14 protein-coding genes are annotated in these 14751 nt (G+C 58.1%); all 14 read left to right on the plus strand.

Going from position 1 to position 14751, the window contains the following annotated elements; genetic code table 11:
• Positions 1-94 precede the first annotated feature (94 nt).
• The 14 genes from ABC336_RS18620 (at position 95) to ABC336_RS18685 (ending at position 14751) form a co-directional block, all read left to right on the plus strand.
• Positions 95-565: a Dps family protein gene (locus tag ABC336_RS18620; RefSeq protein ID WP_413240061.1), complete on the plus strand. Its 471-nt coding sequence runs from the start codon at positions 95-97 to the stop codon at positions 563-565.
• Positions 566-2002: 1437 nt separating this feature from the next.
• A complete protein-coding gene (locus ABC336_RS18625) occupies positions 2003-4996 on the plus strand; it encodes a S8 family serine peptidase (RefSeq protein WP_413240062.1) in 2994 nt (997 codons plus the stop codon).
• A 43-nt stretch (positions 4997-5039) separates the two neighbouring features.
• The gene (locus tag ABC336_RS18630; RefSeq protein WP_413240063.1) at positions 5040-5279 is read left to right on the plus strand and encodes a DUF1146 domain-containing protein; all 240 of its coding nucleotides are present in this window, start codon (positions 5040-5042) and stop codon (positions 5277-5279) included.
• A 215-nt stretch (positions 5280-5494) separates the two neighbouring features.
• Positions 5495-6922, plus strand: a complete 1428-nt coding sequence (gene murA, locus ABC336_RS18635; RefSeq protein WP_413240064.1) for a UDP-N-acetylglucosamine 1-carboxyvinyltransferase — start codon at positions 5495-5497, stop codon at positions 6920-6922.
• A 356-nt stretch (positions 6923-7278) separates the two neighbouring features.
• Positions 7279-8391 carry a stage II sporulation protein D gene (gene spoIID, locus ABC336_RS18640; protein ID WP_413240065.1) on the plus strand — a complete coding sequence of 371 codons (1113 nt, stop codon included), beginning with the start codon at positions 7279-7281 and terminating at the stop codon, positions 8389-8391.
• Between the two features lie 83 nt (positions 8392-8474).
• Positions 8475-9212 (plus strand): peptidoglycan DD-metalloendopeptidase family protein, encoded by a 738-nt coding sequence (locus ABC336_RS18645; RefSeq protein WP_413240066.1) that lies wholly within the window; start codon positions 8475-8477, stop codon positions 9210-9212.
• A 229-nt stretch (positions 9213-9441) separates the two neighbouring features.
• Complete coding sequence (spoIIID, locus tag ABC336_RS18650; RefSeq protein ID WP_413240067.1) at positions 9442-9729, plus strand: sporulation transcriptional regulator SpoIIID; 288 nt, start codon at positions 9442-9444, stop codon at positions 9727-9729.
• 112 nt (positions 9730-9841) lie between these two features.
• Positions 9842-10840 (plus strand): rod shape-determining protein, encoded by a 999-nt coding sequence (gene mreB / locus ABC336_RS18655; protein ID WP_413240068.1) that lies wholly within the window; start codon positions 9842-9844, stop codon positions 10838-10840.
• A gap of 404 nt (positions 10841-11244) precedes the next feature.
• Positions 11245-12111, plus strand: a complete 867-nt coding sequence (locus ABC336_RS18660) for a flagellar hook-basal body protein (RefSeq protein ID WP_413240069.1) — start codon at positions 11245-11247, stop codon at positions 12109-12111.
• Between the two features lie 47 nt (positions 12112-12158).
• Positions 12159-13004, plus strand: coding sequence for a flagellar hook-basal body protein (locus ABC336_RS18665; RefSeq protein ID WP_413240070.1), 846 nt, complete (start codon positions 12159-12161; stop codon positions 13002-13004).
• A 21-nt stretch (positions 13005-13025) separates the two neighbouring features.
• Positions 13026-13391, plus strand: coding sequence for a DNA-directed RNA polymerase subunit beta (locus ABC336_RS18670; protein WP_413240071.1), 366 nt, complete (start codon positions 13026-13028; stop codon positions 13389-13391).
• A 116-nt stretch (positions 13392-13507) separates the two neighbouring features.
• Positions 13508-14239: a hypothetical protein gene (locus ABC336_RS18675; protein ID WP_413240072.1), complete on the plus strand. Its 732-nt coding sequence runs from the start codon at positions 13508-13510 to the stop codon at positions 14237-14239.
• On the plus strand, positions 14220-14546 hold the full coding sequence (locus ABC336_RS18680) for a hypothetical protein (RefSeq protein ID WP_413240073.1): 327 nt from the start codon (positions 14220-14222) through the stop codon (positions 14544-14546). The genes ABC336_RS18675 and ABC336_RS18680 overlap by 20 nt, the downstream gene beginning before the upstream one ends.
• Positions 14527-14751: a hypothetical protein gene (locus ABC336_RS18685; RefSeq protein ID WP_413240074.1), complete on the plus strand. Its 225-nt coding sequence runs from the start codon at positions 14527-14529 to the stop codon at positions 14749-14751. Before ABC336_RS18680 ends, ABC336_RS18685 begins: the two co-directional genes overlap by 20 nt.

Consider the following 14751-nt stretch of genomic DNA (forward strand, 5'->3'; position numbering starts at 1 on the left):
CTGTTTGAGCAGTTGTGTGCAGGGGTAATATTCCGATAGATAAGGAACAGCACCTGTACTTGTCAATACAGAAGGATAAAGGAGAGCGATTGGAATGGCAACGAAAGCACCGACCAAGAAATCACAAGCTTCGGAAGTGATCGATCATCTGAACAAGCAGGTGGCCAACTGGAGTGTCATGTACATGAAGCTCCATCATTTTCACTGGTATGTCAAAGGACCGAACTTCTTCTCCCTGCATGCCAAATTCGAAGAACTCTACGATGAGGCTACGCTGATTATGGACGAGCTGGCTGAGCGTGTCCTGACGATCGGCGGCAAACCGGTGTCTACCTTGAAGGAACAGCTGTCGCTTTCCTCCATCAAAGAAGCTACCGGCCGTGAAAAAGATGCCAATGCGATGGTCCAGGCGATCATCGATGACTATACTGTGCTGGCGGAAGAGTGCAAGTCCGGGGCGGAGCTGGCGGAGGAAGCCGGCGATGAGCCGACTGCCGACATGCTGATCGGCCGCACGGAATCGATCGAGAAGACCATCTGGATGCTCAAGGCAACACTGGGCTAACATTAGGGAGAAGACCGCTGCGGCGGTCTTTTTTTAATTCTAAGCGTATGTTTCATCTATAAATCAGCTTATAAAGGTGCGACGCTGCAAGCGTTATACTTGCTTGCAGCGTCGCACCAATCTCCGGAATGAAACGCGCTACGCCGCCAAGGACGGCGATAGCCGTTTCACCTTAAAATACTAGAAAGTATATGATTCTCCTATCTACTTGGCTTGTATTTCTCCGGAATGAAACTAACTGCGCCGCCAAAAGACGGCGACAGCCGTTTCACCTTGCAAAATTGCATCTTAATTACGGACAGAGGAACCGTTATCGGACGGAGGTCCAAAACCGACACAACGGATCTGGTGTCCGCAGAGCTAAACGAAGCTGGTGTAGTTGCTGTAAGGGAGAAAAGGTTCGTTGGAGCGTGCGGCGAGGCTGGTGGAGTTGCTGTAAGGGAGAAAAGGTTCGTTGGAGCGTGCGGCGAGGTTGGTGGAGTTGCTGTAAGGGAGAAAAGGTTCGTTGGAGCGTGCGGCGAAGCTGGTGGAGTTGCTGTAAGGGAGAAAAGGTTCGTTGGAGCGTGCGGCGAGGCTGGTGGAGCTGCGAGGTACGGGCCTTAAAAAGGTCGAACGGCGTGCGAAGAGGGGCTGTAAGCTCCATTTTAGTGCTTAGACCGGTTGGCCAGCGCCCGGAGCGCCGCTCCAAGCGCCATTTTGGTGCTTAGAGGACTCGGGTCGGTGCTGTAAGCTCCATTTTGGTACTTAGAGCGGTCAGCCGATGTTCGGGGCAAGGCTGCATGCACCATTTTGATGCTTAGAGCGCTCTTCTCTTGGAATACAAGTATATGCTTCTCCTATCTACTTCGGCTTGTATTTCTCCGGCATGAAACTAAATGCGCCGTGTGCTTATGAAGCCTGTTTTGCTTTGCAAAAATCATAGGCGAAGCCGAGTCACCTTGATCGCCAGGACGGGTATTGAGGGCAGCCTGAAAGTGCAGTTAATATTGCAGATAATTGGATATAAAAGGGGATTGAAGCTTGGATAATTGTACTTTTGATGTTACGAGCCCGATATTCGGCGTACATTTGGGAGCTAACCCTAGATGCAAGCGTGTCTTCACATATGGGGAAGAGGTTGGGTGGTTGGCAAATTGTAAGCGATGCCAGTATCGGAAGGTTGAATTTTCGACGTTATTCATAGGCAATAAGTCCCAATCTTTGTCGATAAAAAGGAAAATTCAGCATGGGTATAGAAATATTTATATCTTGACGAAATCTATATACTGATCACCGGAACAACTCCCCATTTTATAGATATGGACAACCGTCATAGTAAGTCGTTGCCGCTCACTTATGTCAAGTTGCCCTGCTGCACCGGCCACACGATACCATGGAACAGTCGTCTGACTACCCGTACGATGCGAATCAAAAATACATAAAGGGTTTAACGAATCTATGACCATACTGATAAAGGAACGCAAACAGCCGCCCGGGGAGGCGGCCAGCATAACGAATGCCGACGCGACCGGCTCCCATGACCCGGCCGAACGGGCCGACACGGCCGGCTCCCGCGGCTCGGTCGGGCCGCTCGGCGCGACCGCTGCGCAGCCCGGCCGCAGCGCGGCCAGGCTGCGCCTGTGGCGCCGCATGCTGCTGTGCGCGCTCGCGGCGCTGCTGCTCGGCCTGCCCCTGCATCTGCCTGCAGGGGCGCCGGCTGCCGAAGTCGCCGTCCGCAGTCTCGCGGACGGCTACGCTGCCGAGGAGCCGGACAGCTGGCTCCTCAAATGGCGTGATCCCGCGCGCGCTATCGAGCTGCGCGGGACCGAGCGGATCCGCCGCCAGCACGAGGCGGCGGTCGATGTGGTCCGCCCTGAACCGGGGGCGGACCTGGAGCAGTGGCTGGAGGAGCTGCGCGCACTGCCGGAAGTGGAGTATGTGCACCCCAATGGACGGGTGCGCACATTGGCGGTGCCGGCTGCCAGCGATCCCGAGCTGTCGAAACAGCTCTATCTCGATCAGATCCGGATCAAGCCGGTCTGGGAAAGCGGGTATACGCGCTCGGATCTGACGATAGCGATCGTCGACACAGGCGTTGATCTGCAGCATCCCGATCTGGTCGGCAACCTGACGGAAGGGATCAACCTCATCAAGCCGGGGGCGCCGCCCCAGGATGATAACGGCCACGGAACCGGCGTGGCGGGTGTGTTGGCGGCGTCGGGCCAGAACGGCGAAGGCATCGCCGGCATCCTGCACCAGGCCCGTATCATGCCGATCAAGGCGTTGGATTACGAAGGCTATAGCGAAGAGGACCGGCTCGGCGAAGGGATCCTGCACGCTGTGCGCCATGGCGCCAAGATCGTCGTGCTGTCCGTCGGTCTGTACCGGTACTCGCCGTATATGAGCGATATCGTCTCTTATGCCGAGAGACAAGGCGTGCTGTTGGTTGGCGCGGCTGGCAATGACGGGCTTATCCTCGGCGAGAAGGCCGAGGTCAAGTATCCAGCCGCCTATCCGACCGTGCTGGCGGTGGGCGGAGCGACACCTGAGAACCAGGCAGAGCGCCGGTCCAATCCCGGACCCGAGATCGATATCGCGGCGCCGTGGCGGGTCTACACGACCAAGCTGGGCGGCAGCTACAAGCATGATGAAGGTACCTCGCTGGCCGCTCCGCAGGCAGCGGGAGTGGCGGCCTTGCTCTGGGCCAAATATCCCGAGCTGAAGCCGTACCAGCTGCGGCTGCTGCTCCGCCAGTCGGCCAAGGATATCGGCCCCCCGGGCTGGGACCAGGCAACCGGCTACGGGCTGCTGCAGGCGGACCGGGCGATGACGATCCGTTATAACGCCGATCCTGCCGAGCCCAATGACAACCAGTCCCAAGCCTATCGCTTCCCGCTGCACACGCAGCTCAGCGGGGTCCTGGATACTGGCGCCGACCGGGACTGGTATGTCGTCGAAGCCCCTTATGACGGCAAGCTGTCGATCTTGTTCCAGGGGCTGAACTCACCTGACGAGCCGATCGCGCCGGTTGCCGTGAGCCATCACGACGGCGAGAGACTGCAAGGCGACGAACGGATCAAGATTGGTACCAAAAGTGTCGAATTTCCTGCTCGAAAAGGGAAAAACTATATACAGCTGAGGCTGGAGGACGGCGGCTCTTCCCGGAAGCTGCCTTACCTGATTACTGCGGGATTCCGGATGAATCCGGACGCCTACGAAGTGAACGACAAAAGCTATCAGGCTTATACGCTGGTGCCGCAAAGCCAGATTCTCACCGGCAACTTCCATCAGACGGGAGACAATGACTGGTTTGCGGTCACCTTCACCCAGGGGGGCAAGCTGAAGCTGGGCGTCTCCACGGATACGGTACGCATCGATCCGCGGCTGGCCATCCAGCGGGCGGGGGATCCGCTGCTGGTGATCGACGAGCACGGCGACGGACAGGACGAACAGTCGCCGTCACTGACGATTACGCCCGGCAAATATTATTTCCGGATCAATAACGCGGCCGCGGCCGAGGCGAGTCCGGTCGTCGGGACATACACGCTGACCTTCGACTATCTGACGGAGTACGACGATCCCAACGAACCCAATAATCGGGCCTATGAGGCGACGACGATCCGTCCGGGTACGGATTACGTGGGCGTGATCCACAAGGCAGCGGACGAGGACTGGTTCCAGGTCCGGCTGGCGGCGGACAGCATCCTGCAGCTGAGGCTGGAGGATATCCCGGCCAGCCGCTCCATGCGGATGGATGTGTATGACCGGACGCAGCAGCTGATCGCCAGCTCGCAGTCCGGGGAGCAGCGGCAGTCGCTGACCATGGAGCAGAAGCTGCAAGCCGGACAGTATTACATTAAAATTTCTGCAGATGCCGCATTCAATCATCAATATTACCGATTCAGAGCAGAACAGGACGAATTGATCGGCGGGTTCCGCGACATCAAGGATCACTGGGCCGCATCCGCCATCGTCTCGCTTCGTGAGCGGGGGATCGTCAGCGGCTACGGAGACGATCGGTTCAACCCTTCAGAGCGCGTAAGCCGAGCCGAAGCGGTAGCTATGCTGGTGCGGGCGTACAAGCCTTCCGACGGCAAGAAGCCGGTGGCATTTGCCGATGTCACCGGCAGTCATTGGGCATATACGGCGATCGTCTCGGCAGCCGGCGGCGGCTGGGTATCCGGATATCCCGGCGGTACGTTTCGCCCCGAGCAGCCGGTAACCCGATCAGAGATGGCGGCGATGCTCCGGGCAGCGCTGGGGCTGCAGGCCGTTCATTCTGCGAACCGACCGTTCACAGATGTGGAGGCCGGTCACTGGTCGGCTCCGACCTTGACGGCACTCAAGCAGGCCGGCTGGATTACCGGATTTCCGGGGGACACGTTCCATCCGCAGCAACCAGCCAGCAGGGCCGAGTTTGCAGCCTTGCTTCATCGAACCCTATCTTCATAACTGAGGTCGGCCAACTATATAAGAAAATCGGAGGATCTCTGCCATGAACTCAACTTCGGTGGGATTTGACGGATTGTTGTCGCTGACGATCGCACTGCTCAGCATTACATTCGCCTGGTATGTCGTCCAGGGCATCAACCTCGACAAATGGGTCAAGTACCCTCGCGGTCCACAAGCTCGCATGCTGCAATTGCTGCTTGCTGTGGTGCTCGGTCACGGGCTTGCCCGTTTCATCGTCGACTATATGGAGTGGACCCGGATGCTGCGGTGGATTGTCGAATAACATGCGTTAAAAAGGTCAACAATGGGTAATACATGACGGAACAGGCAGAACGGCCTTTCAGAAAAGACTAGAACGATTGCAGGACCTGTCGAACGATGTCGAAATGAAGCAGGGCTTGTACAAACTAAAAAGCGCTTGTCGACCTGAGTTAAGAAATGGTATGATTGAGTTTGTTGTGTGAATTTTGCTTTGACAGCGCGCGGGGGGAATAATCAATGAGTAAAATAGTCGTCCGCGGTGGGCATAGACTATCAGGAACCGTAAAAGTAAGCGGCGCAAAAAATTCTGTACTGCCGATCCTGGCCGCCTCTTTGCTGGCCGCCAAGGGAGAAAGCGTGATCCGTGACGTACCGCTGCTGGATGATGTCATGAATATACACAAGGTGCTTGCTTGTCTGGGCGCAAACCTGACTTATCATAATGAATCCGAAACGATGCATATCGATGCCCGGGAGCTGAGCTCCCACGAAGCGCCTTACGAGCTTGTCCGCAAGATGCGCGCCTCATTCCTCGTCATGGGCCCGCTGCTGGCCCGCAAGGGCTGTGCACGCATCTCGCTGCCGGGGGGCTGTGCCATCGGTACTAGACCGATCGACCAGCATCTCAAAGGCTTCGAAGCGATGGGGGCGGATATTAACCTCGGTCACGGCTACATCGAAGCCAGGACCGAAGGCAGGCTGCGCGGGGCCAAGATCTATCTGGATGTGGCCAGCGTCGGCGCTACCCAGAATATCATGATGGCAGCTGCTCTGGCCGAAGGGACGACGACGATCGAGAACGCGGCCAAGGAGCCGGAGATTGTCGATCTGGCCAACTATCTGAACAGCATGGGCGCGATCGTGCGCGGCGCCGGTACCGGCATGATCCGGATCGAAGGTGTGCAGGAGCTCCATGGCGCGGATCATACGGTCATTCCCGACCGTGTCGAAGCCGGCACCTACATGATCGCAGCTGCCATCACCGGCGGCGACGTCTATGTCGAGGGCGCGATCGCCGACCATCTGGCGCCGGTGATCTCCAAGATGCAAGAGATGGGCGTGACGATCCTCGAAGATGAGAACGGAGTCCGCGTCCGTGCCGAGCATCCGCTCAAGTCGGTGGATGTCAAGACGTTGCCTTACCCGGGCTTCCCGACCGACATGCAGTCGCAGATGATGGCGCTCCTGATGGTATCCGAGGGGACCAGTGTGGTGACGGAGACGGTATTCGAGAACCGCTTCATGCATGTCGAGGAGTTCACCAAGCTGCAGGCCCAGATCAAGGTCGAGGGCCGGACGGCCATCGTCAGCGGCGGTACACAGCTGGTAGGTGCCAAGGTGTGCGCGACCGACTTGCGGGCAGGCGCTGCACTGATCTGCGCCGCTCTCCGGGCGGAAGGCGAATCTGAGGTGACAGGCATCCATCACGTCGATCGCGGCTATGTCAAGCTGACCGAGAAGCTGGCCGGCCTTGGTGCCGATATCAACCGTATCGGAGCAGAGCCTGAGACGGATGTGATGGAAGAAGCGGTCGCCAACATCCTCAGCGACATCAGCAGCGATGCCGACAAGAAGCCTGTGATTGCCGCTTCTGCCAAAACGGCCGACAACAGCAAACGCGAGAAGGAAGTGGCCATGCTCAAAGCGCAGGCTACCTGGGCTTAAAGCACGAGAAAGACTGCGTTCAGCGTTGAGAAGATGGAAGCTTGCGTACTCCGGTTCTCTCCATCGCTTCACGGGCGTTTTGAAGAGCGGCTTGAGTCGCCCTTACATAGTTAACTGTCTAGCGGCGGGCCTGAGACGAACAGGCCTGCCGCATTTTTATTCCGCCAGCCCCGCCGCCCGCTGCAACGAACCTTTTCTCCCTTACAGCAGCCGCACCAGCCTCGCCGCTCCTGATTCCTCGTTCTAATCTAGCAACCCTGTCCATAGACTGGAGTATGGACAACCTGAGCGCAAGCGCCAGCCCGAGCGGCTGCAGCGCTGCTTCGTTGTCTTCCGAATAAGGAAGGGAGAAGGGCATGCGTATTCTACTAGGTTCGAGATTAGGCAGATGGTCGGCGGGAGCGGCAGCCGTCACGGCGCTGCTGGTGCTGGTCCTGGGATTGGCTCTGCGGCCTTCCGCGCCGACGAATGCGGTCCACGGGGAGGGCCCAGTGGTAGAGGGGCAGATGTCGCAGACGAACATGGAGCCGCCCCCGCCTGCGACAGTGGATCCGGGAGGGGACCCGGCAGCGGAGCTGGCGGAAGCCGAGGCCGCCTTGGCGCAGCAGAGCGGGGTGCTGGACCAGCTGCAGGTCCAGGTCTTTTTGCAGGAAGAGTCGCGGATGGAGAAGGTGCCGTTGGAGCTGTATGTACGCGGAGTATTGGCAGGGGAGATGCCGGCGGACTTTGAGCTGGAGGCGCTCAAGGCGCAGGCGATCGCGGCCCGCACGTATATCATCAAGCAATTGGCCGCAGGCGGGGCCAAGGGAGCAGGGGGCGGCGATGTGAGCGATACGGTCGCCCATCAGGTCTATGTCCCGCTCACCAAGCTGAGCGGGCGCTGGCCGGAGGAAGAGTCGGCCCAGGCGCTGGCCAGGCTCACAAGAGCGGTGGAGGAGACGCGGGGACTCATCATGACTTACAAAGGCAAGCCGATCGAAGCGTCATTTTTCTCTACCAGCAATGGTTATACCGAGAATTCAGAAGACTACTGGACGCTCAGTCTCCCCTACCTGCGCAGCGTTCCGAGTCCTTGGGACGAGGCGCTCTCGCCCCGTTTCGAGCAGTCTGTAACTCTATCTTTGAAGGAATTTCGCAGCAAGCTCGGTGTGAAGAAGGGTGCGGAGCAGACGATGCAGGTGCTCGAGCATAGCGACGGCAACCGGATCAAGTCGATCGCGATCGGCGGCCAGACGTTCTCCGGGCGCCAGGTGAGAGAGCGTCTGGGACTGGCCTCCAGCCAGTTCACATGGACGGTAGAGAACGGCGAGATTCATTTCACGACTTATGGTTATGGGCACGGTGTCGGCATGAGTCAATGGGGCGCCAACGGGATGGCCAAGGCGGGCTCGCAAGCCCAGGATATCCTGCGACACTACTATACCGGCGTCACTATCGAGCAAGCTTCAAAGCTACCAGCGGAATTCTGACGCCGGAGAATCTATAAAATTAGCAATCGCCTCACGTATAAACGGCTAGCTTCTGGCAACAATGGCTAGTGAGGTGATGGAAGATGAATGAAGAAAACAAAACCAATCCAAAGGATCAGGAATCTCCCAAAACGACACCGGGAGGTTCGACTGCCAGCGCAACTTCGTGGAGGCGGCTGCTTGCGAAAAAATGGTTTTCCCCAGCAGCTTTCATGGCGGCGGCAGCAATCATCGTAACCTTAATGTGGCTCTACCAGGGGACGGGACAACTAGAGGTAACAGACAGCACCGAGCCTGGCCAAGAGATCACAGAAGGCAGCGAGATCGCAGAGCAGCCGGGACAGATCGACGAAGAGACGCTCGAAGTGCTGGCTGGCAATGAAACGATGCAATGGCCTGTACTCAATATGGAAGAGTTGGTCATTGCGACGCCTTTCTATGAAGCAGACGCTTCCAATGAAGAGCGTCAGGCGGCAGTCGTACAGGTCGGCAACACATTCACCGCCCATATGGGCATCGACTTCACAAGTCCGGACGAGCAGCCTTTCGAGGTGCTGGCCGCGATGAGCGGCAAGGTCAGCCATGTCGAGCAGCATCCGACAAACGGCTTTGTCGTCGAAATCTCGCATCCCGAGAGCATCGTGACGATCTATCAGGGACTGAGCGACGTGAATGTCAAAACGGGCGATGAAGTAAAGCAGGGAACGATTATCGCCAAATCGGGTCGCAACGAGCTTGAGAAGGATCTGGGCAACCATCTCCATTTCGAGATCCGCCAGAACGGCGAAGCGATCAATCCCCAGATCCTGATGCCCGAATAAAGACGACGCACAGCAAAGCAAGCGGCAGAGGCTCAGCCTCTGCCGCTTGCTTGCGTCCGCCCCTAGCTGCAGCCTGTCCACCTCCTGCTGCAAGGCTTTTGGAGCCGCCCGGAAGGCGTGAAAATGAAAATAATTGTACGAATTAGCTTGTCAGGCTTGGCTATAGAGAATATCTACCCGCTCCCCTCATATACTGTACCAAACTATCTCGAGTAGGGGAGGCGGGAACGTGCACGATTACATCAAGGAAAGAACGATAAAAATCGGCCGCTGCATCGTGGAAACCAAGCATACGGTACGGACGATCGCCAAGGAATTCGGGGTTTCCAAAAGCACGGTGCATAAGGATCTGACCGAGCGGCTGCCAGAGATAAATCCGGACCTGGCCGATCAAGTCAAGCACATTCTCGAATATCACAAGTCCATCCGTCACTTGAGGGGAGGGGAAGCAACGAAGATCAAATACAAGAAAACGACCGGCAAAAAGAGGGAAGTAATGGCTGCTGCAAAAATCTGATCGATTTTCAACAAAAATAGAGGATTTTCGCCTCTTGGCATCGAAATAACTTCCAGGATGGGATAACATGCCCAATTGACCGAATCTTAAGATGGTGGGGGACTTAAGCCTTATGTTTAGCAAGGATATTGGAATTGACCTGGGCACTGCGAATGTATCGATTCACGTCAAAGGGAGAGGCGTTGTCCTGGATGAGCCTTCGGTCGTCGCGATCGAAAGCGATACAAAACGGGTGCTCGCAGTAGGTGAAGAAGCGCGCCGGATGGTTGGCCGAACGCCCGGCAATATCATCGCGATCCGTCCGATGAAAGACGGGGTTATTGCCGATTTTGAAATTACTGAGATTATGCTGAAAGCGTTCATCGAACGGATCGGCGGACGGACCTGGTATAGCCGTCCCCGCATCCTCATCTGCGCGCCGACCAATATCACTTCCGTGGAGCAGAAGGCGATACGACAGGCAGCCGAACGCAGCGGGGCGAGAGACGTCTATCTGGAGGAGGAAGCGAAGGCTGCTGCCATCGGGGCTGGAATGGATATCTTCCAGCCCAGTGGCAACATGGTCGTCGATATCGGCGGCGGGACGACAGATGTCGCTGTGCTCTCGATGGGCGACGTCGTCACCGCCTCTTCGATCAAGATCGCAGGGGACAAGTTCGACGAAGCGATCATGAAGTTCATCAAGTCGAAGTACAAACTGATGATCGGCGAGCGGACAAGCGAAGACATCAAGATGAAGATCGGCAAAGTATACAATGACGGCCAGAAGGACGAGATCGATATCCGCGGACGCGATATGGTCTCGGGACTGCCGCTGACGGTGACGATCCACTCGGATGAGGTCAGAGAAGCGCTGTGGGACTCGGTCACGTCGATCGTCCAGACGGCCAAGTCGGTGCTGGAGCAGACGCCGCCCGAGCTGTCGGCCGACATCATCGACCGCGGGGTGATCCTCACCGGCGGCGGTGCGCTGCTGCGCGGCCTGGACACGCTGCTCGCCGAGGAGCTGAAGGTGCCGGTGCTGGTCGCCGACGACCCGATCCACTGCGTGGTGAAGGGGTCGGGGATCATGCTGGACAACCTCGACCGCGTAGCCAAAAAACTGGGCTAAGGAAGTTCAAAGTCCGCTTTTGACCACGAAGCAACTCCTTAGAATTGAACTCGACATCGAATCTTGCATGCAGTCGGATAATGGTTTCCTTCGGCATGCTTGGGAGTGCTTCTCCTGTTTGCTGCGCCTGCGCCGCTGGGCCACGCCGCTCTCCGGTCTGCAGTCTGACTTTTGCACTTGTGGGGGTAGTGAGCCGTGGTGAGCCGAGGCTTGGAGCCATACGATTGAGCTCCAGCAGTAGGTGCCTGCTCTACCCAATGTACATCAAGGCATGCTTGCCGGATCCATGCTGTTAGAACAAATAAACCCTGGGCTAATCTTTTGCCATGCAGATGCCGATACAATAGGGAGTAGTGTCTGTGCGGTTTGCACGGGCAAGAGTGGACAAGCCGGAGGTGCAACCCATGTTAAGAGGACTATACACGGCGGCTGCCGGGATGATGACCCAGCAGCGCCGTCATGATACCGTGACGAACAATATCTCCAACATCAATACGCCGGGCTTCAAGCAGGTCAATGCCATCGGACGTTCGTTCCCGGATATGCTGATCTCGCTGACCGGCATCGAAGGGGAACAGCCGAAGCAGATCGGCACGATCAATACCGGCGTATTCGCCGAAGAGAGTCTCTCGATTCATCTGCAGGGCGATATGTCGGAGACGTACCGGGCATCGGACTTCGCGATCGTCTCGGATCTGGCGGTGCCGGGCATGGCTTTTGACGCCTCCGGCAAGTACGTCGGACCGAACGGCGAGGTGACGTTCCAGCCGCAGGCGTTCTTTACGCTCCAGGATGCGAACGGAGAGCTCCGTTACACGCGCGACGGCAAATTCACCTTGAATGATGCGGGATTCCTGGTGTCCAGCGACGGCTCCCTCGTACTGGGGGCGGGCAATGCGCCGATCCAGTTCGGCCCGAACCTGTCGATCGATCAGCTGACGCTGACCGCCGACCAGCGCTTCGTCGACTCGCTGACCGGCGATGATACCGGAGCCCAGCTGCTGATCACTCGGATCGAGAATCCGAACCAGCTCGTCCGGGAAGGCAACAGCAAGTTCCGGCTGGATGGCGATCCTGCCCTGGCCCAGCCGATCGGAGCGGGCGATCGCTATGAAGTCCGCCAGGGCTTCATCGAACGCTCCAACGTCGATCCCGGCCAATCGATGGTCGACATCATGGGGGCGCTCCGCGCCTACGAGGCCAATCAGAAGGTCGTGCAGTATTATGACCGCAGTCTGGAGAAGGCCGTGACGGAAGTAGGACGGGTATAACCGCAAGGTTTGCGCCGCTATGAACCAAGCCATCAGGGAGGTAGCACATGAACAGCTCAATGATTAATGCTATGGTATCGATGAACGGCTTGCAGCAGAAGCTGGATCTGCTGGCCGATAATATCGCCAACGTCAATACGGTGGGCTACAAGCGTAAAGATGCGACATTCGAGGATCTGCTCACCAATATCAAGCAGCAGGGCGAAGCGTTCGAGCAGCCGGTCCGTCTGACGCCGCTCGGCTTCAATCAGGGCTGGGGCTCGCGACTGACGATGATCCAGCCGGACATGACCCAAGGACCGGTCCAAAAGTCGGACAACCCTTACGATATCGCCATCCAGGGCGATGCGCTGTTTGAGGTGATCACCGACGAAGCGGGAACTCGCGCCTATACGCGCAACGGCGCTTTCCAGCTGGTGCTGGACCAGGACGGCACGCCGATCCTGGCGACCAAGGAAGGCTATCCGCTCGTCGTGCAGCGGGTGAATGCCGATGGTGCGATAGTCGAAGAACGGATTGAAGTGCCTGACGGCTATGAGATTCGGATCGAGGAAGACGGCCGGGTTCTGGGCGTCTCGGCAGACGGATTTGACACAATCCCGCTGGGACAGGTAAAATTAGTGCAGCCCATGAAGCCTGGCGTGTTGTCGCCCACAGCGGACAATCTGTTCGTCGTCGCTGACGGATTGGACGTCGACGATGTGGTGCGCGCCGTGGTACCGGATGAGATCAACCGGATTGCCTTACTGCAAGGATTTCTGGAGCAATCGAATGTTAACCTGAGTCATGAGATGTCGGAGTTAATGATTGTTCAGCGGGCCTATCAAATGAGTGCGCGGGCGCTGACTTCCAGCGATACAATGATGGGACTGGCCAACAGTCTGCGTGCCTGATGAGATGGGGAAGGATACTAGATGAACAGGGAAAGTCATGAAGGGCGGCGCAGCTCGGCTGATGCCGGGCGCCGTCCGGAGGATGCGGACCGGCTGAGACGCCGGCGGCCCGGAGACGAGTCGGCTGGCGAGCTGTCCGCAGAACAGGAAGAGACCGGGGCCGCCCGCCAATCCTCATCCGAGGAGAAAGCTCACAAGCGGCTTCCTCTTATCGTGCGCATCGTGCTTTGGATTTTGCGCAAGAGCATCGTTCCGCTGCTGCTGCTGCTGGCCTTGGTCGGCGGCGCTTTTCTGGGCTATGTGATGCTTGGCGAAGGCGACAGCACGGACGTCTGGAAATGGGAGACGTGGCGCCACCTCTACGACCTGATTTTCTTGGACTCCTAGGGACCGGTCATGCCGGCCTGTGCCGGTCGTCACCTGCAATAGGCTCAACCTGCGTTCATCTTTACTAGAGAGGACTTTCTCGCTGCGGTCATACTGACCTGCGGGAGAGTCCTCTTTTGTTGCGCCGAGTGGACGCCGCAGGAGCGGCAGAAAAGGTCGTTGCAGTGGCAGAGGTGGGGGAAGTCATCGCAGGAGCGGCAGAAAGGGTCGTTGCAGTGGCAGAGGTGGGGGAAGTCATCGCAGGAGCGGCAGAAAGGGTCGTTGCAGTCGTCGAGGTAGGGGAAGTCATCGCAGCAGCGGCAGAAAGGGTCGTTGCAGTCGTCGAGGTGGGGCAAATCGTCGCAGCAGCGGCAGAAAGGGTCGTTGCAGTCGTCGGGGTGGGGGAAGTCGTCGCAGCAGCGGCAGAAAGGGTCGTTGCAGTGGCAGAGGTCGGCGATGTCATCGTAGGAGCGGCAGAAAGGGTCGTTGCAGTCGTCGAGGTAGGGGAAGTCATCGCAGGAGCGGCTGAAAGGGTCGTTGCAGTCGTCGAGGTGGTGGAAGTCGTCGCAGCAGCGGCAGAAAAGGTCGTTGCAGTGGCAGAGGTGGGGGAAGTCATCGCAGGAGCGGCAGAAAGGGTCGTTGCAGTGGCAGAGGTCGGCGATGACGCCGCAGTAGCGGCAGAAAGGGTCGTTGCAGTGGCAGAGGTCGGCGATGACGCCGCAGTAGCGGCAGAAAGGGTCGTTGCAGTGGCAGAGGTCGGCGATGTCATCGCAGTAGCGGCAGAAAGGGTCGTTGCAGTGGCAGAGGTCGGGGGAAGTCGTCGCAGCAGCGGCAGAAAGGGTCGTTGCAGTGGCAGAGGTCGGCGATGACGCCGCAGTAGCGGCAGAAAGTGTCGTTGCAGTGGCAGAGGTCGGCGATGACGCCGCAGTAGCGGCAGAAAGGGTCGTTGCAGTGGCAGAGGTCGGCGATGTCATCGCAGTAGCGGCAGAAAGGGTCGTTGCAGTGGCAGAGGTGGGCGATGTCATCGTAGTAGCGGCAGAAAGGGTCGTTGCAATGGCAGAGGTCGGCGATGTCATCGCAGTAGCGGCAGAAAGGGTCGTTGCAATGGCAGAGGTCGGGGGAAATCGTCGCAGCAGCGGCAGAAAGGGTCGTTGCAGTGGCAGAGGTCGGCGATGACGCCGCAGTAGCGGCAGAAAGGGTCGTTGCAGTGGCAGAGGTCGGCGATGACGCCGCAGTAGCGGCAGAAAGGGTCGTTGCAGTGGCAGAGGTCGGCGATGTCATCGCAGTAGCGGCAGAAAGGGTCGTTGCAGTGGCAGAGGTGGGCGATGTCATCGCAGTTGCGGCTTGGAGCGTGGGAAGGTGGCTCAGTGCGCACCTGTAG

It is taken from the genome of Paenibacillus jepli (assembly GCF_047238105.1).
Classification (GTDB): domain Bacteria; phylum Bacillota; class Bacilli; order Paenibacillales; family Paenibacillaceae; genus Paenibacillus_D.